Genomic DNA, 20,864 nt, shown 5'->3' with positions numbered 1-20,864 from the left:
CCAGGTGGAGGCCCGTGCGCCTGCGCAGAAGTACTCAATGAGCACCTGCTTCGCACCGTGCCCGGTGATCGTGCCGTCCTCGCCGCCTCACCATCCGAGTGCGGTCTCGGCTCGAGCGATGTACTGCATCTCCGCCAGCAGGAACTGCAGTGTCTCGGTGTGCGCACCGTCGCGGCCCGTCGGGCGCGAGGCGTAGTCGAGTTCGTTCACATCGGGCATGTCCATCCGTGCCACCGACAGCACCTGGTCGAGGTAGGACAGCGACTCCTCACGCAGCGATGAGGGGTCAGCCGCGCAGTTCACCTCGGCCAGCCCCACTTCGACCGGGTGTGGTGCGAACAGTTCACCGGCCATCGGCCACACCCGGTGCAAGCCGGCCGACATGCGTTGCCGGGACACCGCAGAGGCATCGCCCAGCCGGATCACCCACTGAGCCGCGTGGTCACGATGCCTGCTCAATCGGTGCGAGGAGTTCGACGCCAGGGCCGACAGTACGGGATCGCGGGTGTCGGCAAGCCGCCGGAACAGCGCCAGCCGCCACGTGGCGCACAACATGAGGCGGGCGATTCCGGCGGCGAAGTCCCCGCCCGCACCGGGACCGCAGTCGACCTCGACCAGTCGCACGTTGCGGAACTGGTCGGCCGTCCGGAAGTGCGCCAGCCTGTCCTCGTCCCGGCCGTCGTCCTCCAGCTCCCCTGCGCGGGCGAGCAGAATCCTGGCCTGCCCGAGCAGCTCGAGCGCGATCCCGGCCAGAGCGACGTCCTCCTCCAGTTCCGGAGCCCGATAGGCCCCCTCGGACAGCCGCTGGGACAGAATCAGTGCGTCATCGGCCAGCATCAGGCAGTAGCAGGAGAGGTCCGCGGCGGACACTCCGTCGGGAACGTGCCGCGGTACCGTCAGCATGGGGTCCCGAGGTGCGGGCCCCAGAACCCACTGCTGCTCCTGCGCTCCCGTCTCGCGGGTGGGGACGGTACCCGAGCCGACACGGGCGTCGGCATTCGAAGAGCTCATGGCAACCTCACCTGTGCGGTGTCTCGCCCGAGAGCTCGGTGGAAACACATGCGTCGGTGCTCCGCTGCCACTCCCCCGGTTCCACCGCTCCCCTGCGGCATCCCCCGTTTTCCCGCGGGGAAAACCCGGTGTTGCCTCTCACCTCGGCGACGGATTTCCGCACTCCGGCGCAACACGCAGCAAGGCACCGTCCGAGGCGGTGGTTGAGCCACCACCTACGTGGGCTGTCCAAGTGCTCTCGAGGCAGCGCGGCGCAGCAACCAGTACACCGGCAGCAACACGGCCCACACGACCGCCAGAGCACTGAACACCGGCAGCAGTGCCACCGTCATGGTGCGGTCCGCAACCCGGACGAGGTCGGGATTCTCCTCGTTGTACTCGACCCGCACGAGTTGCCCCTCGTGCAGACCGCTCGGGTAGAAAACGCCACCCGCCGGGATGACCACCCGACCGTCGTCGGTGTCGAACCGCACGACCGTGCGCGTCCACGAGGTTTCCAGCACCTCGGCGACAGCGGTACCGCGCGAGCTCTCGATGATGCGATCGTCGATGAAGCAGGCGAGCAGGATCGCCATCAGCAGAGCCGTGCACAGCCCACCCAGCATGAGCACCAGCCGTGCCGCCAGTCGTTGCACCCGGCTCCGAGGCCACCAGGTCAGCGAATCGCTACTGTGCGTATTGACACCGGTTGCCGCGCCGGTCGCCTCCCGCGAGACCGCATCGCTAACCACAGTCGGCGATTGTAGGCGCTTCCGCCGACCCGGTGGCCGGACGCACGCCGATCCGCGTGTGTGCTGTCCGCCCCAATCGCCATGGGCACGCTCATGCGACGGAATCCGCCACATACCCTCGAACGGTGGCCACTACCCCGCGTGTTCTGACCGTCCGTACCCGCGAGATCCGACCCGGCGATCCACTGCACGCTCCGGACCTGCTGGAACTGCTTCCCGACAGCAGGCCGAGCCGCGACGGTTCCGTCGACGGCTCTGTCGATGGCTCCCGTGCCGACGGGGCGACCAAGGACATGTCACTGAGTTGGGTGAGTCACGGTGACGGGCTCGTCGGCTGGGGTGAGTTCGCACGCATCGACACCGCCGGACCGGACCGCTTCGCCGACGCCGACGCCTGGTGGCAGCGGCTGTGCACGCGGATGGAGGTCGACGACGAGGTCCGGCTACCGGGAACGGGCCCGGTGGCCTTCGCCAGTCTCGCCTTCGACGACCGACCGGGTCGGTCGGCACTCGTGGTCCCGGAAGTCGTGATCGGGCAGCGCGACGGAGTGCGGTGGATCACCACCATCGGTCGGGATGCGGTGTCGAAACCCGTCGCACCGATCCGCCGCCCCGGCCCGGTGCGGTACAGCGACGGCCGGCTTCCGGCCACGAGCTATCGGGAGGTGGTGGCCGAAGCGGTTCGGCGGATGCGCGGCCCCGAACGCATCAGCAAGGTCGTACTGGCACATGACCTGCTGGCCACCACCCCGGAGCCGCTCGACGCACGATTCCTGCTGCACAACCTCTCCAGGCGGTACCCGAACTGCTGGACGTTCGCGGTGGACGGTCTGGTCGGGGCCACTCCGGAGCTACTGCTGGAGCGCAATGGCGACCGCGTGCGCTCGCGGGTGCTCGCGGGCACGAGCTGGCCACGCGACGGTGCCGACGACGACCTACTGGCCAAGGAACTGCTCGACTCGCCGAAGAACCGGGACGAGCACGCCTACGCCGTGGAGTCGCTGGCCGAGACCCTGCGCCCGTACTGCGACACGCTGAATGTGCCCGAGGAGCCACATGTGCTGCACCTGCGCAATGTGGTGCATCTGGCCTCCGACGTCTCGGGGCACCTGAACGAGTACTACGCCCGCAATGGGCACGCTTCGTTGCTGCGGCTCGTCGCGGCCGTGCATCCGACCGCCGCCGTGGGAGGTACCCCCACTGCCGATGCCGTCCGCCTGATCGGCGAACTCGAAGCCATGAACCGGGAGCGCTATGCCGGTCCGGTGGGGTGGATCGACGGGGACGGCAACGGGGAGTTCGGCATCGCGCTGCGGTGCGCGCAGATCCAGCCGCAGGACGACCCACCGGGCAATCCGGCGGGTGACTCGGGGAGTGGTCCGCAGTCCGGCCCGTCGGAAGGCAGTACGGTCCGCCTGTTCGCCGGTTGCGGCATCGTCGCCGATTCCGACCCCGACGAGGAAGTCGCCGAAGCCCAGGCGAAACTCCTGCCCATCCGCGAAGCCCTCGAAGGCGTGCGGTAGCCCGTGCTTCCCCACGGCGCGCGGCGGATGCGGTGAGCGGAACTTTCACCCGTGGAGACGGGACGAAAGCTCTCGTTCACTCACTGCGTTCCGGGCCACCGACTGCGCCGAGGACGGCCGCCGACACGGCGGCGTGCAGGCGATCGTGCAGACCGCGCAGCCGCGCACGATCGGAACGCACCTCCACGACCCGAAGGCCCGGCCGAAAGCGCAACGCCTCCGCAAGATCCGAGTGCCGGTGTGCGGCCACATGTTCGATCCCGTGCGCCGCGCACAGTGCCGCGAGGTCGGTGCCGTGCGGCGTGCCGAAAACACGCTCGAAGGACTCCCGATGCTCCGGGCCGCCCTGCTCCAGCAGGGAGAAGATACCCCCGCCGTCGTCGTTGAACACCACCATCGTCAGGTCCGGTCGCCACTCGGCGGGTCCCAGCAGCAGGCCGTTGCTGTCGTGCAGGAAGGTCAGGTCACCCAGCAGCGCATACGTGGGGCCACCGTGGGCGAGGGCTGCTCCCACGGCGGTCGAGACCGTGCCGTCGATGCCCGCCGCGCCACGGTTGCGGTGCACCGTCACATCCGGCCGGTGCCGCGCGGCCAGCGCGACATCGCGTGTCGGGTTCGACGATCCCGACACGAACAGCGCCTCCGGCGGCAGCGCGTCGAGCACCTCGCAGGCCACCACCGGACCACTCGCCCAGTCCTCCGACTCCAGTGCCGCGTCCAGGGCGGCGCGGGCTGCACGGTCGGCCCGCTGCCACGCGGCCAGCCACTCGGGGTCGGCGGCGACATCGGCACTGCCCAGGGTCTGCGCCACTTCCCGCACCTCATGTGCCGGGGCGGGCCAGCCGGAGTCGCCGTGCACCAGCAGCACCTCCACACCACGGTCGGCGAGCAACCGCTGTACCTGGCGAAACACCGTCGGCCGCCCCACACACACCACCTGCTCGGGCCGGTGGGCGTCGAGAAATCCGGGCAGCGCGAGCAACCACATCCCGGCTACCACGGCGTTCGCCCCGCCGAGCCCCACACCGCCGGTCTCGGCCAGCACCGGCCAGCCGAGTCGCTGCGCCCACCGGGCCGCCTCGTCGTCGTGATCATCGGCGAGCAGCATCACACCGCGCGGGGAACGCACCGAGGTCAGGGCCGAGCCCGGCTGCTCGGCCGCGCCGAGATGGGTCCACGGCCCGCCGTCCGACCGCCCCTGCAGGGACTCGCACCAGTCGGAATCACCGTCCGGTACCAGCGGTTCCCGCAGCGGCACGTTCAGCTGTACCGGGCCACGTCGCCGCTGTCCCGCTCCGCTCGCGTGGCGGGCTCGGCAGATCTGGGTGCGCCAGTAGGCGTTCTGGCCGGTGCGGTGCTCGGCCACGGCCAACTCGTCGAACCATCGCACCGCCGTGCCGTAGAGATGGTGCTGGTCGATCGTCTGGTTCGCGCCCGCCGCCCGCAGGTCCGGGGGACGGTCGGCGGTCAGCACGATCAACGGCACACCGGCGTGCCAGGCCTCGCTCACCGCCGGGTGCAGGTTCGCGGCAGCCGTTCCGGAGGTGCACACCACCACGACCGGCCTTCCGCTGCGCGCCGCCAGACCCAGAGCCAGGAACCCGGCACTGCGCTCGTCCACTCGCACGTGCAGCCGCACTCGTCCCACCCGCATCGCGTGGTGCAGCGCGAGCGACAACGGTGCGTTGCGCGAACCGGGTGAGAGCACCACCTCGTGGACGCCGTTGCGCACCAGCTCGTCGACAAGCACCTCGGCCTGTGCCGTGGAGGGGTTCACTCCACCGCACCTCCCATCGACTGTCCGGTTCGGGCTCAGAGGCTCCGGCAGCAGGAACTGTCGGGCTCACGGCGCCCAGGCGGCGCCTCGCGGCGTTGCCGTGGAGTCAACGTGGCTCCGCGCCACGCCTCCTTCCCCCGTCTCACGAGGCATCCACCTGGCCACCGCTCCCTGAGCCAACGCCCTCCTACCGGAGCCTCTTATTCTCCCAGGCGTGCAGAACTCACCTGTCTCGGAGCTCTTCGATCCCGCCGTCTGGCGCCCGGTCGAGGGGTTCGACTTCACCGACATCACCTACCACCGCTGCGTGGCCGAGGGGCGAGCCGGCGGCACCGTGCGCATCGCCTTCGACCGACCCGAGGTGCGCAACGCGTTCCGCCCGCACACCGTCGACGAGCTGTACCGGGCGTTGGATCACGCCCGCATGACCTCCGACGTCGGTTGTGTCCTGCTCACCGGCAACGGGCCCTCCCCCAAGGACGGCGGCTGGGCGTTCTGCTCTGGCGGCGACCAGCGCATCCGCGGGCGCTCCGGTTACCGGTACGCCGAGGGCGAGACCGCCGAGACGGTCGACGCGGCCCGTGCAGGGCGGCTGCACATCCTGGAGGTGCAGCGGCTCATCCGGTTCATGCCGAAGGTCGTCATCGCCGTCGTGGGTGGCTGGGCCGCAGGTGGCGGGCACAGCCTGCACGTGGTGTGCGACCTCACACTGGCCAGTGCCGAGCACGCGCGGTTCAAGCAGACCGACGCCGATGTGGGCAGCTTCGACGGCGGGTTCGGCTCGGCCTACCTCGCCAGGCAGGTGGGCCAGAAGTTCGCCCGCGAGATCTTCTTCCTCGGGCGGCCCTACGGCGCCGAGCAGGCCCACGAGATGGGCATGGTCAACGAGGTCGTGCCGCACGAGGACCTGGAGAGTACCGCGCTGCAGTGGTCGGCCGAGATCAACGGCAAGTCGCCGACCGCCCAGCGGATGCTCAAGTACGCCTTCAACGCCCTGGACGACGGGCTCGTCGGCCAGCAGCTCTTCGCGGGCGAGTCGACCCGGCTGGCCTACATGACCGATGAGGCCGTGGAAGGCCGCGACGCCTTCCTGCAACGCCGCGAACCGGACTGGTCCGACTATCCCTGGTACTACTGAGTGCCCGAGTGGTTCCGGGAGGGCTCGAAGTTTTCCTTGAAACTCCAAGCCCTCCCGCACGATGGCGCACCATCAACGGCGTGCCGGGGCTCCGGGCGCGATAATGAAAGCCATGGCCGACGCCCGGAAACTCCATCCCCTGCCCGTTCCGGCCGGGGCGCGCGCAACGGAGATCCTGCCCGCGCTGCGCCGCGCACTCGACGGCAGCGGCCCGGCCCTGCTGCCGGTGCCCGAGAGCGAGCCCACCGCAGGCAGGCACATCGCCGAGGCGCTGGGAGCAGACGAGCCACTGGGGCCCGGCGAGGACGATTCGGAGGACCCGACCGCGCTGGTCATCGCCACCTCCGGATCCACGGGCACCCCCAAGGGCGTCCTGCTGAGCATCTCGGCGTTGCGTGCCTCCGCTACCGCCACCCACCGCTTTCTGCGGGGAGCAGGCCACTGGCTGCTGGCCATGCCCGCCCAGCACATCGCGGGCATCCAGGTGCTGGTCCGCTCCCTGCTGGCGGGTACGTCCCCCACCGCGATCGACACCACGGCGGGTTTCCGCCCGGACATCTTCGCCGAGGCATTCCAGCGGATGCCCGCCGGTGACGGGCCGCGCTACACCGCCCTCGTGCCGACACAGCTCTCCCGGCTGCTCGACGACGGCGACTCCCACGGCAACCACAGCAGCGACCACAGCGGCGACCACAGCGGCGCAGGCGCGGGCCTGCGGGCACTGCGCGCGTTCGACGCCGTGCTGCTCGGCGGCGCCGCCACCCCACCGGCCCTGCTCCGGCGTGCCCGCGACGCGGGCGTGCGCGTGGTCACCACCTACGGGATGAGCGAAACCGCCGGGGGCTGCGTCTACGACGGCACACCGCTGGAGGGCGCGGCCGTACACATCGGCGACCGCTCCGACGACTCCGAATCAAGCGACTCCCAATCCGGTGACTCCGAATCCGGCGTGATCAGCCTGTCCGGCCCGATGCTGGCTCGCGGCTACCGGCGCCTGCCGGACACCACGGCCTTCACCGGCGGGTGGTTCCGGACCGGCGACCTCGGACGTTGGCGTGACGGCCTGCTGGAGGTGCTCGGGCGTGCCGACGACATCATCGTGACGGGGGGCGTGAATGTCGCACCCGGGCCGGTCGAACGAGTCCTGAGCGAGCACACAACCGTCCGGGAAGCCTGCGTGCTCGGCGTGGACGATCCCGAGTGGGGCCAGGCCGTGGTCGCCGCCGTGGTGCCCACCGATCCGTCCGCACCACCGCCGGTCGACTACCTCCGCGCGGCCGTGCGCGAGCACGCGGGCACGGCCGCCACACCCAAACGCATCGCCGTCCTCCCCCGACTCCCGCTGCGCGGCCCGGGAAAGCCCGACCGGCAGGCGATCCGGGAGGCGCTGAGCGGCTGAGTACCGGGCATGCGCGAAGATGACTCATATGGCCACACTCGCTCAATGGGTCGAAGGTGCCCGACTCCGTACCTGGCCGAATGCCATCGCACCCGTGCTCGCCGGGTCCGGTGCCGCGGCGGGCACCGACGCGTTCGACCTGCCGATCGCCGCGCTTTCGCTCGCGGTCGCGCTACTGCTGATCACCGGGGTCAACTTCGCCAACGACTACTCCGACGGCATCCGTGGCACCGATGCCGACCGGGTGGGCCCGCAGCGGCTCGTCGGCTCCGAACTGGTGCGGCCGGGCACCGTGCGGGCAGCGGCGTTCACCTGCTTCGGCCTCGCCGCGCTCGCAGGCCTCGGCGTGGTGTTCCTCAGTGGACACTGGTGGTTGATCGCCGTCGGTGCCGTGTGCATCGCGGGCGCATGGTTCTACACCGGCGGTAGCCGACCGTACGGATACGCAGGCTTCGGGGAACTCGCCGTGTTCGTGTTCTTCGGCCCTGTGGCGGTGCTCGGCACGCTCTACGTGCAGGCGGACACCATCACCGGATCCGGCATCGGTGCCGCGATCGCGCTAGGGACGTTTTCCAGTGCGGTGCTGGTGGCCAACAATCTGCGCGACATCCCCACGGACGCGGTCACCGGCAAACGCACCCTCGCGGTCCTGCTCGGCGACCGCGACACCCGGACCCTCTACATCGGACTGGTGCTCGCACCGTTCCTCATCACCACGCTGACCGGCCTGCGCAACTCCCTGGCACTGTTGGGATTCATCGCGCTGCTTCCGCTGCTCGCGTCACTGCGCTCGGTGGCACGGGGCGCCACCGGGCTCGAGTTGCTCCCCGCGCTGCGCGACACCGGATTGGCCATGCTCGTCTGGGCCACCCTGACCGGCCTCGCCTTCGCCCTCGGATAGCAGGAGTGCGGGTGGGGTTGGTCAATTTCTCGCGAAATTGGCCAACCCCACCCCACCCCAGGCAGCGTGGCCGTTCGTGCCGCGGTGTTGCCTACCGGACCAGGCCCTCGGCGACATAGCCCGCGACGGCCGCCGCGGTGTCGCACTGCTCGCTGCCCGCATCGGCAGCGGTGACCGACACCTGCAGTGTCGCCCCGGATACCCCGGCGAACACCGTGCAGTCGGTGCCGTGCAGGGTCCGCGACCCACGCAGCTCGCCCAGGTCGACCTCGTCCACACCGACCTCGACGAATCCCTCCGGCTGGGCGCTGATCAGCACCGAACGGTCGCCGCTGTCGGCGGCGAACGAGCAGCCCCGCACCGGCGGATCGGCATCGACCTCGCGCGGTTGACCGGCCTGCACCGGAAAAGCCAGCCGACCCAGTACCTCGGGCGTCACCAGCCCGCACAACTGCTCCGAGGACAGGGCACCGAGCCGCGTCCGCTTCTCGGCAGGCACGTCACGAGCGATCGACGGCGGCACCGGGCCGGTCTCCTGTGTCGTCGACGGCGCAGGACCACCATCGGGCGGCGGCGCTGACGGGGCACCACCCGCGCAGCCGGAGAGCACCCCGAGCCCCATCAGCGCGGCCATCGGAAACGCAATCCGGCTTCCCGCGGTCCGGCTTCCCATCACCCGTCCCTTCGTCGGATCGTTTTCGGTGGCATCGCGCGCTTGTGCCGTGCGGGAGGTGCTCGATCTTCAGGCCCACTCCCCGGTGCGATGGAACCTCTCCAGGACCCGCAGTGGCTCCTCCAGGCACAGCCCCTGGGCAGCGACCCACTCGTCGTTGTAGTAAGTGGGCGCGTAGCGCTCACCACCGTCGCACAGCAATGTGACGATGCTGCCGTGCTCACCCCGCTGCCGCATCTGTGCCACCAGACCGAACACGCCCCACAGATTCGTCCCGGTCGAACCGCCGACACGCCGTCCGAGTACCTGCTCCGCCGACCGGATCGTGGCGATCGAGGCAGCGTCGTCGACCTTGATCATCCGGTCGATGGCCTGCCCGACGAACGAGGGTTCCACACGCGGCCTGCCGATTCCCTCGATCAGCGACCCCCGGTCACTGGTCCGATGTGGAGCGCCGTCGCGCCACGCCTCGAAAAACACCGAATGTTGCGGGTCCACCACCGCCAGTCGGGTACCGTACCTGCGGTACCGGATGTAGCGACCGAGCGTCGCGCTGGTGCCGCCGGTACCGGCCCCCGCCACGATCCAGGCCGGTTCGGGATACCGCTCCAGCGCCATCTGCTCGAAGATGGATTCCGCTATATTGTTGTTTCCCCGCCAGTCGGTGGCTCCCTCGGCATGGGTGAACTGGTCCATGAAGTGACCGTCCATGCTCGCAGCCAGACGACGTGACTCGTCGTAGATCGCACTCGGCTCGTCGACGAAATGACACGTTCCGCCGTGCCATTCGATCAGTGCGATCTTCTCCTCGCTGGTCGATCGCGGCATCACCGCGATGAACGGCAATCCCAGCAGTTTGGCGAAGTAGGCTTCCGACACCGCGGTCGATCCGGACGAGGCTTCGATCACCGGGGTGTCCTCCACCACCCACCCGTTGCAGATCGCGTGCAGGAACAGGGAGCGCGCCAGTCGATGCTTGAGGGACCCGGTCGGATGTGTCGACTCGTCCTTGAGGTACAGATCGATTCCCCACTCCGGGGGCAACGGATAGCGCAGCAGGTGGGTGTCGGCACTGCGATTGGCATCGGCCTCGATCACGCGGACCGCGTCACAGATCCAGGATCTCGTCCGTGCACACGAGCGATCCACGGTATCGGCCACGGATGGGGGTGTCGAAGACGGGTTGGCCCCGGCTGGGTTGACCCCGGCTGGGTTGGTTTCGGACGGGTTGGTCACGGACGGGCCGGTCACCGATCCTCCTCGCCGGAGTCACCTCCGGCACGCTCTTCGTCACCGCGGTCACCGCGCAACTGGGCCCGCAGCTCTTCCCGATGCGCCCGCCGTCGTTCGGCGCGCTGCGCCATTCCGGCATCCACGCGGCGGCGCAGACCTTTGAACACGAACAACGACAGCGGCATCGCCACCACGACCGATACCGCCAGCGCAACCAGCAACGGAACACCGAACACCGTCAGCACCGCAGCCAGCGCGGCGAGCATACCGAAACGCGCCGCGCTGTAGAGCACGATGTCGAACGCCAGGCTCCGCCCCGGCTCGACCGTGTGAGTTCCCGTGGTCTCGGAGGAGGCCTCCTGCTGTTCCTGCACGTCAGCCAGGGTAGAGCAAGCGAGGCGTGGACAGTCGGCCGCCCGGTTCGGTCCGGCCGTTTTCGAGGCGGTGCGCCACGGCGGAAGCGCATGCCCGAAGCGCCCTGTTCGTCCCTTACTTTCCCTTTACCTGCACCCAAACGTTCGAGTACCCGGGCGATCGAGTGCCAGGATGCGGACGTCAATACCCGCGTATACACACCGTGGAGGCCATCCGTGACCGCGACGACCCAACAGACTCGTCACGACAGCCCGGAACAGTTGCTCACCCCGGGAGAGGTCGCCGCACTGTTCCGGGTCGATCCGAAAACCGTGACCCGATGGGCCACCGCAGGCCGAATCGGTTCCATTCGGACCCCCGGTGGCCACCGCCGGTTCCGGGAGTCCGAGGTCCGCACACTGCTCGACGAGTTGACTCGCGACGCGGAGACCGGCCGGTAACACGGGGCAGTCCGCATCGGTCAGGGGCGTCTGGCCACCTCCGCGCTCTTCGGGATTCGCTAGTCTCGGAAGAGAAGGAGGTGGCCACGCTATGATCTATGTCCTGGCAGCGATCGGTGCGATCACCGTCATCGTGCTGATGTGGCAAGCATTCGGTCCCGGCCGCGACACCGTCGGCGGTGGGCACGGCCGGTCGCAACCGGTGGCTCCCGACGACGATCCGGACTTCCTTCGACGGCTGGGCGAGCAGCAGCGCAAGCAGCGCGACGACGAGAGTTGACGCCCGCTCGACACGGGCCGATGACTCCGCTCACATCCCGGCTGTGCGCTGCCTGCCGAGGGCGTGCGGGAAGTCATCGGCCACGGTCGCGGCGAGTTCCAGCAACGCCAGCCTGGTCGGTGCCGCCAGCCGCTCCAGCTCCACCTCGGCCCCCTCGTCCAGATGCGAGTCGAACGGAATCCTCGAGACCGCGCGACAGCGCGAGCCGAAGTGCGCGGTCAGCTTGTCCACATCCACCTTGCCCGAGCCCGGCCGCACCGAGTTGATGACCGCGACGGACCGGCTCACCAGGTCGCCGTACCCGTGCGCGTCCAGCCAGTCCAGCGTTGCCGAGGCACTGCGCGCACCATCGATGGAACTCGACGACACGATCACCAGCGAGTCGGCGACATCCAGCACGCCCTTCATGGCCGAGTGCATCAGCCCGGTGCCACAGTCGGTGAGCACCACGTTGTAGAAGTGCTCCAGCAACGTCACGGTGCGTCGGTAGTCGTCCTCGCTGAATGCCTCCGAGGTCGCCGGGTCCTGCTCACTCGCGAGGATCTCCAGCCTGCTCGGTCCTTGGGAGGTGTACGACCGGACATCACTGTACTTGCGGATCCGCTGGGCATCCCGCAGAAGATGCCGCACGGTGGCAGTGGTTTCCAGCGGGATCTTCTGACCCAGCGTCCCACGGTCGGGATTGGCGTCGACGGCGATCACCCGATCGCCCCGCAGCGAGGAGAACGTGGAGCCCAGCGTCGCCGTCGCCGTCGTCTTGCCGACACCGCCCTTGAGGCTCAGCATCGCGATCCGGTAGCAGCCGTGCAGCGGCTGATTGATGCGTCCGATCAATTCCCTGCGGCGCAGATCCGCGGCACTCTCGCCGAGATTGATGGTGCGGCCGCTGGCCACGTACAGGGCTCGGCGCCAGCCGGACTGCGGGGGCCGCTTGGTCTGCCGGAGCAGCTGTGCCGAGGACAGGTCCTGTTGCGGGAACGGCTGTTCTCCCGGCCCCATCGCGCCGGGTGGCTGCTGCGCGGGAAACGGGTACTGCTGCTGGGCCGGATTCGGCTGCGGTTGGGCCGGATTCGGCTGCGGCGGCTGGGCACCGGGCTGAGCCTGCGGCATGTACGGCCCGCCTTGCGGCGGGTACATGCCGGGCTGGGGCGGCCCCGCCTGAGCCGAGTAGGGCCCCGGTGGAGCCGTGTACTGCTGTGGCCCCGGCTCCGCAGCAGGCACGTGCTGTCCACAGGAGGGCATGGAGTCCACAGACGACTGTGCGGAATTCGGACCGGTCCCCGGATGCGGCTGCTCCGGATCGGTTCCGGGCTCGACGTACTGGCCGAGCGCATCACCACCGTCACCGTAGTCCGGTGGCGCCTCCTCCTGCCACGGAGCACGGCCCGACGAAGCCGCAGGCGCCGCTGTCTCCGCGTTCCACTGCCCGGGCTCGGCCGGATTCGCCTCCGGCTCCGGAACAGCACCGGGAGACACCGGTCTCGCATCGCGCACCGTCTCCGGTTCCTCGTATCGTCCGGTCACCGTTCGAGCCCCCTCCAGAGCGAATCGAGATCCTCCGATCCCCTCGCGACGGTAGACCCGGAGACATCCGAGATCAAAGCCGGGATCGAAGTTGGGCGGACTGCACGGCGTCCGGCCACCGGCAGCCGCGAACTCAGAGACCGGCGTAGGAGTGCAGGCCGGTAATCACGATATTGATGAAGAACAGGTTGAACAGCATCGCCACGAAGCCGAGGATGTTGATCCACGCGGCGCGTACGCCCCGCCATCCGGGGGTTGCCCGCGCGTGCAGGTAGGCGGCGTAGAAGATCCACGCGACGAGGGCGGTGGTCTCCTTCGGGTCCCAGCCCCAGAAACGACCCCAAGCGGCCTCGGCCCAGATCGCACCCGCGACGATCGCGAAGGTCCACACCGGCATGACGAACACCGTGGTGCGGTAGGCGAGGCGATCCAGCGCCTGGCTGGTGGGCAGGCGACCGCCCAGCCGCGTGAGCTTGAGCGGATTGTTCTCGTGCCGCACCCGCAGCACGAACATCAAGCTCGCCACCCCGGCGAACAACAGAGCCCCGCTGGAGATCACGGCAGCGGAGACATGGATCCAGATCCAGTACGACTGCAACGCGGGCTGCAGCGGCGCGGCATCGGCGTAGAGGACCGTTCCGGACAGGAACAGCAACAGGACCGTCGGAAGCAGCACGAAACCGCCGAGCCCGCGCAACTGGGCGGGTGTGGCGTCCCGGCGCACCGCGCGGGACTGGCGGAACAGCATGACCAGCCAGGCCAGTACCGCCGCGAGGCAGATCGCGGAACCGAACTCGTACATGTTGCCCCACGGCACGCGCCCGACGGCGAGTCCCCGCAGCAGCAGCGATACCGCGTGCACCAGCGCACCCAGCACGGTCATCGACACGGCCATGCCCCCGAAGCGCTCGGGCCACGGGCGCTTGCGCGGGGTCTCGACCCGGCCGACCACGGGCCGGTCCGGCATGTCGGCCGAACCGGTGCCGTCTCCACCGGCCATGGCCGGTGCGGACTTGCGCTCACCGACCGCGACGCGCGTCCTGCCGTAGACGAACTCGCCGAAATACAGCAGCATCGCGAGGAGGTAGATCACGACCGAGGTCGCGAAGGCCATGTCACTGTAGTTGGACAGTGCCTGATTGACCGGCATCAACTGTTCCTTCCGCGTGCGGATACCGCCTTGCGCTCCTCCGCCGAACCGGCGGAACCGCCACCCGATTCGAGCAGGTCACCGGAGACCTTGGTGAACTCCTCGCCATATCCGGCCTGATCGGTACGGGCGAGTCCGCCGACTTCGACCAAGGTACGCGGGGCTGCTGCCTCTCCGCCTGCCGGGGCCGAGACCTGCGAACTCTCGGGTACGGCACGTACCCACACCCGACGACGCTTGATGCTCAGCGACGCACCGAGTCCGATGATGATCGCCATGGCGCAGCCGAGCACATAGGGCTGGAACGGGTTGTGCGAGACCTGCAGGTTCACCCACCGCTTGACGCCGTCGAAACGGATCACGGTGCCGTCATCGAGCCGGATCTCCTCGCCCACGCGCAGGTTCTCCCTGGCGACCCGGTCGAGCTTGCCCGACTCCACCATCGACTGGTCCACACTGAAAATGGACTGCCCGCGGCCCGTCGAAACCCCCAACTTCCCCTTGAGCACGTCCACGGCCACGGCCGGGTCCCGCAGCGCGGGGAAGCCCGAGCTGAGCACCTTGCCGTCCATGGACGCGGTCGGGGCGAACAGGCCCGTGATCGCGATCTGGTTTTGATACCGCCGCTGCTCGTCGGGCATCCCGGGCGGGTCGAACTTCGTCGCCCCCTGCGAGAGCATCGTCGTCGTGTTCACCGGCTGCCACTGGACGGTCGAGGTCCGGCTCCGGCCGTTCGGGAACGTGACCGTGAACTGTGGTGCGTAGCCGTTGCCGGTCAGGTAGACCCGGTCTCCGGCCGTACGCAGCGGGTTGTTGACCTCCAGGTCATGGTGCTTCCAGACACCGCTTTCCAGGGACCGGCCGGACTGGTAGGAGATCTCGGCGTGGAACTCGCTGGGTTGGCCGGTGGGCAGGTACTCCACGGTGAAGTCGTCCACCCGCACGCAGAACGGGCTCAGCTCGGTGCCGTCGACGGTGAGCCCGGGGCGGAACGAGTCGTAGTTGTAGGTGCCCGAGTTGCAGAAACTCGACCCGTCGGCCATGACGATGACCTGGCCCTCGTATTTGTACAGCTCGCCACCCGCCACAGCGATCAGCAGCCCCAGCAGGGCGAAGTGGAAGACGAGATTGCCCGCCTCCCGCAGATAGCCACGTTCGGCGCTGATGGATCGAGCACCATCGGCCTCGGTGTGTTCGATCTTGCGCCATCCGCGCAGCCGCCTGCGCGTGGTGGCCATCACCTCGTCCACCGATCCGTCCACAGTGGCCTGGGCATGGTGTGGCATCCGCCCCAGATTGCGCGGAGTGCGCACCGGTTTGGCACGAGCCTGGCGCAGGTACTCCAGACAGCGCGGAACCAGGCAACCGACCAGCGACACGAACAGCAGCACGTAGATCGAGGCGAACCACACCGAACTGAACACGTTGAACGCGCCCACCGCGTCCAGGATCGGCGCCAGCGTCGGATACGTGTCGAAGAAGTCCTCCACGTTGGCACGGTTCAACGACCGCTGCGGCAGCAGCGCACCAGGCAGGGCGGCCAGCGCGAGCAGGAACAGCAGCACCAGTGCGGTGCGCATCGACGTCAACCCGCGCCAGGTGTTGCGCAGGAAGGCCAGGGCGGAGGCGACGGAGGAAACACGCATCAGATCGGCAACTCAAAACCGGCGATCGGGCCACGAAGCATCGCGATCCACTCTCCCCACAAGCCGGTGACCAGCATCAGGCCCACCACGACGAGTAACGTTCCCCCCGCGAGCTGAATGGCGCGGCCACGCCGCCGCAACCAGCCCGCACTGCGCACCGCCCACCGCGCTCCCAGCGCGAGCAGCACGAACGGGATTCCGAGCCCCAGGCAGTAGGCGAGAACCAGGAGGCCCGCACGCGCCGCCGTGCCTCCGACCTCGGTGGTCACGGCCACCGAGATGACGCCGGTGAGGGTCGGGCCGAGACACGGTGTCCAGCCGATGCCGAAGACAGCACCCAACAGCGGTGCCCCCCACACCCCGGCCTTCGGAACACGGTGCACTCGGACGTCGCGCTGCAGCGCCGGAATCATGCCCAGAAACACCAGCCCCATGGCCACCGTCACCACACCGCCGACTCTGCGGAGCAGTGACTGGTTCGCCAGCAGGGAATCGGACAGCCCGAGCAGCAGCAGCGTCGCGGCGGCGAACACGACGGTGAACCCGGCCACGAACAAGGCGGCCGCACCGGCCACTCGCCACCGCCCGCGCCGGACCTGCCCCGCCTCCGAGGCATCCACAGCCGGTGCTTCGGCCCCTACCACACCAGCCAGATAGGCCAGGTATCCGGGAACCAGCGGCACGACGCAGGGGGAGGCGAAACTGACCGCACCGGCGAGTGCCGCGATTCCGACCGCGAACAGCAACGGACCGGAGATGGCGAGCTCGGTGGGATCCACGGTTCGAGGGTAGGCAAGCCTCTTCGGTCATGACGCACCACCCCGGGTGACCGGTGACACACCGTTATCGCAGCCGGTCACTGGCGGGATGACTGCTCTCCGGCGACCGTGCGGACCTTCGGGAGCAACCCCTCCTCGGTGATCTCCGTCAGGTAGATGGCCGCCACCCGGTGCTTGCGGTCCAGGACCACCGTGGCGGGCACGGTGCTGCGGGGGAAGCCGTCCAGGGCCAGCATCGAGCGTCCCGACGGGTCGTAGATCGAGGGAAAGGTGATGCCGTAATTGCGCACGAAGTCCGCGGCCGAGCTGCGATCGTCGCGGACGTTGATGCCCAGCACCTGCACCCCCCGGTCACCGAGCCGGTCCTGCACGGCCTGCAGGTCATCGGCCTCCGAACGGCACGGGCCGCACCACGAGCCCCAGACGTTGAGCACCACGACCTCGCCCCGGAAATCCGACAGGCGGATCTCCTGGCCCTGCTTGAGCAGGCTCTCGCCGTGCAGTCCCGTGACCCGGCCACGTTCCTCCGGCGGGTAGAACAACCGCGTCTTGCCTCCGGGCGAGACGAAGGTGAACTCGTTCCCCTGGGACACGGCGTCCTCCGTGGCGCAACCGGTGATCAAGGTCAGCACCATCGCAGCGGAGGCCGCCAGGACTCGCATCAGCCGTGTCATGCGCCACTCGCTTCCGGGTCGCTCTCACCGGCGGGTTCGACGTAGGCGACCTGCACGAGCTGCTCGTCACGAAACACCAGGCTCGTCAACGAGGCCAGTGAACACTGTCGCCTGCGGGGGTCGTGCCAGAGGGGCTTGCTCGCCAGGAACCGCCGCAGCGTCCAGATCGGCAACTGGTGGGACACGCACACCGCATCCTGCCCCTCGGACTCGGCGCGGGCCCGATGCGCCGCACCGAGCATCCGGTGCGCGATCTCCCAATAGGGCTCGCCCCACGACGGACGACACGGGTTCCACAGCTTCGGCCAGTGCCGTGGCGAGCGCAGCGCCCCGTCACCCACCGAGACCTTGCATCCCTCGAACCGGTTGTCGGCCTCGATCAACCGCTCGTCGGTGGCGATCTCCAGGCCGTGTGCCGCGGCGATCGGCGATGCCGTCTGCTGCGCCCGCTGCATCGGCGAGGCCACCACCCGAGCGATATCGCGATCGGCGAGGAACTCGGAGACCAGCTTGGCCTGCCGCTCGCCTTCCTCGGACAGACGGAAGTGCGGCAGCTTGCCGTAGAGGATGCCCTCCGGATTGTGCACCTCCCCGTGGCGCAGGAAGTGCACCACGGTTCTGTTCCCGCTCACGCACCCGCCTCCGGCGCAGTGGCCGCGGCTGCTGCCGCGGCGGCGTGCGGCACGGCCTGCTCGATCGCCTCGAACGCGGCATCGTCCATGGCGGCATTGACGAACCAGCACTCGAAGGCACTCGGCGGCGGATACACGCCCCGCTGCAGCAGCGCGTGGAAGAACGGTGGGAACCGCCAGGACTGCTGTGCCTGGGCGTCGGCGAAGTTGCGCACCGGGGACTCGCTGAAGAACACGCTGACCAGGTTGCCCGCCAAGGACACCTGATGTGGCACGCCCTCCGCGGTCAACGCGGATCCCAGCAGATCGCCGAGCCGCTGGGCATTGCGGTCCAGAGCGGCGTAGGCGTCCGCGTCCGCCGCACGCAGGTTCGCCAGGCCGGCCGCGACCGCGACCGGGTTCCCCGCCAGCGTGCCCGCCTGATACACCGGGCCCGTCGGAGCGAGCAGGTCCATCACGTCGGCGCGTCCCCCGAATGCGGCCGCGGGCAGCCCTCCGGACATCACCTTGCCGAAGGTGTACAGATCACCGGCGACACCATCGAGGCCGTACCAGCCCGCCGACGACACGCGGAAGCCGGTCATCACCTCGTCCATGATCAGCAGCGCCCCCGCCGAGCGCGTGATCTCGCGCAGCGCGGCGTTGAATCCCGGCTCCGGCGCGATCGCCCCCATGTTGCCCGCGGCCGCCTCGGTGATCACGCACGCGATGTCGTCGCCGTGCTCGGTGAACGCCTGCCGCACGGCTTCGAGATCGTTGTAGGGAACCACGATCGTGTCCGCGGCCTGGGCCGACGTGACGCCCGGGATGGCGGGCAGGCCCAGCGTCGCCACACCTGATCCGGCGCCTGCCAGCAGTGAGTCCACGTGGCCGTGGTAGCAGCCGGAGAACTTGACCACCTTGTTGCGGCCGGTGAAGGCACGGGCCAACCGGACCGAACTCATCGTCGCCTCGGTACCGGAGTTGACCAGCCGGACGTGCTCCACCGGATCGACCCGGTCGATGATCTCCTGCGCGAGGTCGATCTCACCGACACCGGGCGTACCGAAGGACAGGCCATCGGTGGCCGCGTCGCGTACCGCGCGCACGACGTCCGGATGCGCATGGCCGTTGACCATCGGCCCCCAGGAGGACACCAGGTCCACGTACCGGTTGTCATCGGCGTCCCACAGGTACGGGCCCTCGCCACGCACCATGAAGCGCGGACTGCCTCCGACCGAGTGGAATGCGCGTACCGGCGAATTCACACCGCCGGGGATCACCGCCTCGGCACGGTCGAACAACTGCCGTGACCGCGGCGCGGGGTCCGCACCGGGCTCCGAGGCCTGGTTCACGGATGTCGGATTCGTGGGGGTTTCGGCTGTCACGCTCCCAGTTTGGCAGGAGGTGACTGTTCCGAAAGTCGGGTGGGTGGGCACCGGACCACCGCAGACGGCGACATCACCCGAAGCGGGCAATGCCTCGGAGGGTGGATCGGTTCGATCCGGGATGTCCTGGCCCGGCATCTCCTGCCTCGGAGCTCCCTCCCCCGGAGCTCCCTGCTCGGGAGGCCCCTGCTCGGGGACGGGCTGCCGTTGCTGTCCCCACGATGCCAAGGCGAACCGGCGGAGCATGTCCAGCACCAGCAGTCCGGCCACCGTCACCGCGAGGACGGCCAGCGCGATCCAGCTTCCCAGCAGCCGGGTCACACCTTCACTCGGAGCGGGCAACCCGGGCAGCTCGATCGGAACGACGGCCCACTCCCACGCTCGCAATGCCGCGAGCACCAGCAGCACCGCGACCACGAGTTCGGCCGCAGCGGGCACGGCCTGCCACGGACGGCGTCGCCGAGTATGCGAACCGGCCACGACCGTGCCGGTTTCCGAACCGGCGGACCCCGAGTCGGCGGAGGAATCAGGAATGCGCACAGCCACCAGGGTCGCACGGTGATTTTTGCAGTTTCGCGCGAAACTGCAAAAATCACGGCGAGAGGTACGATCAGGCGGGTATTTCCCGGTCCACCAGAGAGCGCAGCGCCTGCGTCAGTGCCTCCGGGTGACGGGCCCACGCCAGGACCACGCGCCCGTTCTCCCCGGCTTCGTCCTCCCCACCCTCATTGCAGGAGCGCTCGCCGTGCGGGGAAGCACCGCAGGAGGAGTCGCCGTACAGCCGCAGCGGAACCTCACGAGTTCCCCTCGGGACGGTCCAGTCACCACCGAGCACCTTCGCGCCCCTCGGCGTGCCCACACCGGGCACGGCAGCGATCCGGGACACCGGGACGACCGCACGGCCCACGACCAACGATGCGGACGTCAGCCGGACCGAGTACCAGCGGCGACGCCCGTACACCCACACCGCGGCCAGCACCGCGAACGCCCCCGCCAGCAGCAGCCACTGAGAGCCGTGCACCGGACCACGAGTACGCGTGAGCCCCTCCACGGTGACACCGAGCCCGGCGAAGCCGGGCCCCCAGAGCACCGGCCACCAGCTCGCTCCCGCCTCGGTGTACAGCACGGTTCCCGCCTCCGCGCTGTTGGCTACCGCTCGCCGTTCAACCATTCCGTACTCTCCGCCCGCCAACAGCACGCCCAGGCCACCAAGGCCAACACCGCCACGATCCCGTTCGACGCGGACAGCGACATCGTGCCCAGAATCATCACCAGATGCGCCACCGTGAGGACCGTCACGGCGATTCGGGCCCACCAGTGCCGCTGCCGGATCAGCCAGGCCAGCCCCGCGTACGCGGCGGCCAGGGCCACCGCGATCGCCAGGTTCCCCAGCAGCAGGGACCGAACCGCCGAACTCGCCTCCGCAGGCGTCGTCCCCGGTTGCTCGATCAGCCGCCGGTGCAGCCGATCGACGTCGACCCAGGCGACCGCGGCCCGGACGATCAGGAACACGGCCAGCGCACCCCACAGTCCGACCGCGGTACGCAGCACCCGCGGAGGCTTGTCGGCAGCGGAGTCGTCCCTGTCGGACGAGGAGGCATTCATGAGAAC

21 protein-coding genes are annotated in these 20,864 nt (G+C 69.2%); 6 read left to right on the top strand and 15 right to left on the bottom strand.

All coding sequences use genetic code 11. The features are described 5' to 3' along the window. Positions 1–87 precede the first annotated feature (87 nt). Entirely contained in the window at positions 88–1,011 is a 924-nt protein-coding gene (gene paaC / locus JOF55_RS12800; RefSeq protein ID WP_310273883.1) for a 1,2-phenylacetyl-CoA epoxidase subunit PaaC, read from the bottom strand. A gap of 215 nt (positions 1,012–1,226) precedes the next feature. Continuing rightward, the gene (locus JOF55_RS12795; RefSeq protein WP_310273881.1) at positions 1,227–1,742 is read right to left on the bottom strand and encodes a DUF3592 domain-containing protein; all 516 of its coding nucleotides are present in this window, start codon (positions 1,740–1,742) and stop codon (positions 1,227–1,229) included. A gap of 125 nt (positions 1,743–1,867) precedes the next feature. On the opposite strand from JOF55_RS12795, the gene JOF55_RS12790 reads away from it, so the two are divergent. Continuing rightward, positions 1,868–3,265: an isochorismate synthase gene (locus tag JOF55_RS12790; protein ID WP_310273879.1), complete on the top strand. Its 1,398-nt coding sequence runs from the start codon at positions 1,868–1,870 to the stop codon at positions 3,263–3,265. Positions 3,266–3,341: 76 nt separating this feature from the next. Here the strand turns inward: JOF55_RS12790 and menD are convergent, their stop codons facing one another. Beyond that, a complete protein-coding gene (gene menD / locus JOF55_RS12785; RefSeq protein WP_310273877.1) occupies positions 3,342–5,042 on the bottom strand; it encodes a 2-succinyl-5-enolpyruvyl-6-hydroxy-3-cyclohexene-1-carboxylic-acid synthase in 1,701 nt (566 codons plus the stop codon). Positions 5,043–5,256: 214 nt separating this feature from the next. Here menD and JOF55_RS12780 point away from each other — a divergent pair, with 214 nt between their 5' ends. The 3 genes from JOF55_RS12780 to JOF55_RS12770 all read left to right on the top strand — a co-directional run bounded on the left by JOF55_RS12780 (position 5,257) and on the right by JOF55_RS12770 (position 8,480). Continuing rightward, positions 5,257–6,180 (top strand): 1,4-dihydroxy-2-naphthoyl-CoA synthase, encoded by a 924-nt coding sequence (locus tag JOF55_RS12780; RefSeq protein ID WP_310273875.1) that lies wholly within the window; start codon positions 5,257–5,259, stop codon positions 6,178–6,180. 112 nt (positions 6,181–6,292) lie between these two features. Continuing rightward, complete coding sequence (menE, locus tag JOF55_RS12775) at positions 6,293–7,579, top strand: o-succinylbenzoate--CoA ligase (protein WP_310273873.1); 1,287 nt, start codon at positions 6,293–6,295, stop codon at positions 7,577–7,579. Positions 7,580–7,607: 28 nt separating this feature from the next. After that, on the top strand, positions 7,608–8,480 hold the full coding sequence (locus JOF55_RS12770; RefSeq protein ID WP_310273871.1) for a 1,4-dihydroxy-2-naphthoate polyprenyltransferase: 873 nt from the start codon (positions 7,608–7,610) through the stop codon (positions 8,478–8,480). A gap of 91 nt (positions 8,481–8,571) precedes the next feature. On the opposite strand, the gene JOF55_RS12765 is transcribed toward JOF55_RS12770, so the two are convergent. The 3 genes from JOF55_RS12765 to JOF55_RS12755 all read right to left on the bottom strand — a co-directional run bounded on the left by JOF55_RS12765 (position 8,572) and on the right by JOF55_RS12755 (position 10,760). Then, positions 8,572–9,153, bottom strand: a complete 582-nt coding sequence (locus JOF55_RS12765) for a DUF3558 domain-containing protein (RefSeq protein ID WP_310273869.1) — start codon at positions 9,151–9,153, stop codon at positions 8,572–8,574. Positions 9,154–9,222: 69 nt separating this feature from the next. Then, a complete protein-coding gene (gene cds1 / locus JOF55_RS12760) occupies positions 9,223–10,302 on the bottom strand; it encodes an L-cysteine desulfhydrase Cds1 (protein WP_374727482.1) in 1,080 nt (359 codons plus the stop codon). A 98-nt stretch (positions 10,303–10,400) separates the two neighbouring features. Beyond that, positions 10,401–10,760 (bottom strand): DUF4229 domain-containing protein, encoded by a 360-nt coding sequence (locus JOF55_RS12755; RefSeq protein WP_310273865.1) that lies wholly within the window; start codon positions 10,758–10,760, stop codon positions 10,401–10,403. 216 nt (positions 10,761–10,976) lie between these two features. On the opposite strand from JOF55_RS12755, the gene JOF55_RS12750 reads away from it, so the two are divergent. Further along, a complete protein-coding gene (locus JOF55_RS12750) occupies positions 10,977–11,201 on the top strand; it encodes a BldC family transcriptional regulator (protein ID WP_310273863.1) in 225 nt (74 codons plus the stop codon). A 91-nt stretch (positions 11,202–11,292) separates the two neighbouring features. Further along, on the top strand, positions 11,293–11,481 hold the full coding sequence (locus tag JOF55_RS12745) for a hypothetical protein (protein WP_310273861.1): 189 nt from the start codon (positions 11,293–11,295) through the stop codon (positions 11,479–11,481). A gap of 30 nt (positions 11,482–11,511) precedes the next feature. Here the strand turns inward: JOF55_RS12745 and JOF55_RS12740 are convergent, their stop codons facing one another. The 9 genes from JOF55_RS12740 to JOF55_RS12700 form a co-directional block, all read right to left on the bottom strand. Continuing rightward, a complete protein-coding gene (locus JOF55_RS12740; RefSeq protein WP_310273859.1) occupies positions 11,512–13,005 on the bottom strand; it encodes a MinD/ParA family ATP-binding protein in 1,494 nt (497 codons plus the stop codon). A 133-nt stretch (positions 13,006–13,138) separates the two neighbouring features. Then, positions 13,139–14,155 (bottom strand): c-type cytochrome biogenesis protein CcsB, encoded by a 1,017-nt coding sequence (gene ccsB, locus JOF55_RS12735; RefSeq protein WP_310273857.1) that lies wholly within the window; start codon positions 14,153–14,155, stop codon positions 13,139–13,141. Continuing rightward, the gene (gene resB / locus JOF55_RS12730) at positions 14,155–15,801 is read right to left on the bottom strand and encodes a cytochrome c biogenesis protein ResB (protein ID WP_310273856.1); all 1,647 of its coding nucleotides are present in this window, start codon (positions 15,799–15,801) and stop codon (positions 14,155–14,157) included. Before resB ends, ccsB begins: the two co-directional genes overlap by 1 nt. After that, positions 15,801–16,580, bottom strand: coding sequence for a cytochrome c biogenesis CcdA family protein (locus JOF55_RS12725; RefSeq protein WP_310273854.1), 780 nt, complete (start codon positions 16,578–16,580; stop codon positions 15,801–15,803). Before JOF55_RS12725 ends, resB begins: the two co-directional genes overlap by 1 nt. A gap of 77 nt (positions 16,581–16,657) precedes the next feature. Beyond that, the gene (locus tag JOF55_RS12720) at positions 16,658–17,254 is read right to left on the bottom strand and encodes a TlpA disulfide reductase family protein (protein ID WP_310273853.1); all 597 of its coding nucleotides are present in this window, start codon (positions 17,252–17,254) and stop codon (positions 16,658–16,660) included. Further along, positions 17,251–17,886 (bottom strand): histidine phosphatase family protein, encoded by a 636-nt coding sequence (locus JOF55_RS12715; RefSeq protein ID WP_310273851.1) that lies wholly within the window; start codon positions 17,884–17,886, stop codon positions 17,251–17,253. Before JOF55_RS12715 ends, JOF55_RS12720 begins: the two co-directional genes overlap by 4 nt. Continuing rightward, complete coding sequence (gene hemL, locus JOF55_RS12710; RefSeq protein WP_374727481.1) at positions 17,883–19,220, bottom strand: glutamate-1-semialdehyde 2,1-aminomutase; 1,338 nt, start codon at positions 19,218–19,220, stop codon at positions 17,883–17,885. The genes JOF55_RS12715 and hemL overlap by 4 nt, the downstream gene beginning before the upstream one ends. A gap of 643 nt (positions 19,221–19,863) precedes the next feature. After that, a complete protein-coding gene (locus JOF55_RS12705) occupies positions 19,864–20,424 on the bottom strand; it encodes a hypothetical protein (protein WP_310273847.1) in 561 nt (186 codons plus the stop codon). Next, positions 20,403–20,858, bottom strand: a complete 456-nt coding sequence (locus JOF55_RS12700; RefSeq protein ID WP_310273845.1) for a hypothetical protein — start codon at positions 20,856–20,858, stop codon at positions 20,403–20,405. Before JOF55_RS12700 ends, JOF55_RS12705 begins: the two co-directional genes overlap by 22 nt. Positions 20,859–20,864: the final 6 nt, after the last annotated feature.

This window comes from Haloactinomyces albus, assembly GCF_031458135.1.
Classification (GTDB): Bacteria; Actinomycetota; Actinomycetes; order Mycobacteriales; family Pseudonocardiaceae; genus Haloactinomyces; species Haloactinomyces albus.
The sequence above is the reverse complement of the archived record's forward strand: the minus strand, read 5'-3'. Positions and strand labels throughout refer to the sequence as shown.

Bases quoted from the DNA above. Each gene is read 5' to 3' on its own strand.
- paaC (WP_310273883.1), bottom strand. From the start codon at position 1,011: ATGAGCTCTTCGAATGCCGACGCCCGTGTCGGCTCGGGTACCGTCCCC.
- menE (WP_310273873.1), top strand. From the start codon at position 6,293: ATGGCCGACGCCCGGAAACTCCATCCCCTGCCCGTTCCGGCCGGGGCG.
- JOF55_RS12770 (WP_310273871.1), top strand. From the start codon at position 7,608: ATGGCCACACTCGCTCAATGGGTCGAAGGTGCCCGACTCCGTACCTGG.
- JOF55_RS12765 (WP_310273869.1), bottom strand. From the start codon at position 9,153: ATGGGAAGCCGGACCGCGGGAAGCCGGATTGCGTTTCCGATGGCCGCG.
- JOF55_RS12745 (WP_310273861.1), top strand. From the start codon at position 11,293: ATGATCTATGTCCTGGCAGCGATCGGTGCGATCACCGTCATCGTGCTG.
- ccsB (WP_310273857.1), bottom strand. From the start codon at position 14,155: ATGCCGGTCAATCAGGCACTGTCCAACTACAGTGACATGGCCTTCGCG.
- resB (WP_310273856.1), bottom strand. From the start codon at position 15,801: ATGCGTGTTTCCTCCGTCGCCTCCGCCCTGGCCTTCCTGCGCAACACC.
- JOF55_RS12720 (WP_310273853.1), bottom strand. From the start codon at position 17,254: ATGACACGGCTGATGCGAGTCCTGGCGGCCTCCGCTGCGATGGTGCTG.
- JOF55_RS12705 (WP_310273847.1), bottom strand. From the start codon at position 20,424: ATGGTTGAACGGCGAGCGGTAGCCAACAGCGCGGAGGCGGGAACCGTG.
- JOF55_RS12700 (WP_310273845.1), bottom strand. From the start codon at position 20,858: ATGAATGCCTCCTCGTCCGACAGGGACGACTCCGCTGCCGACAAGCCT.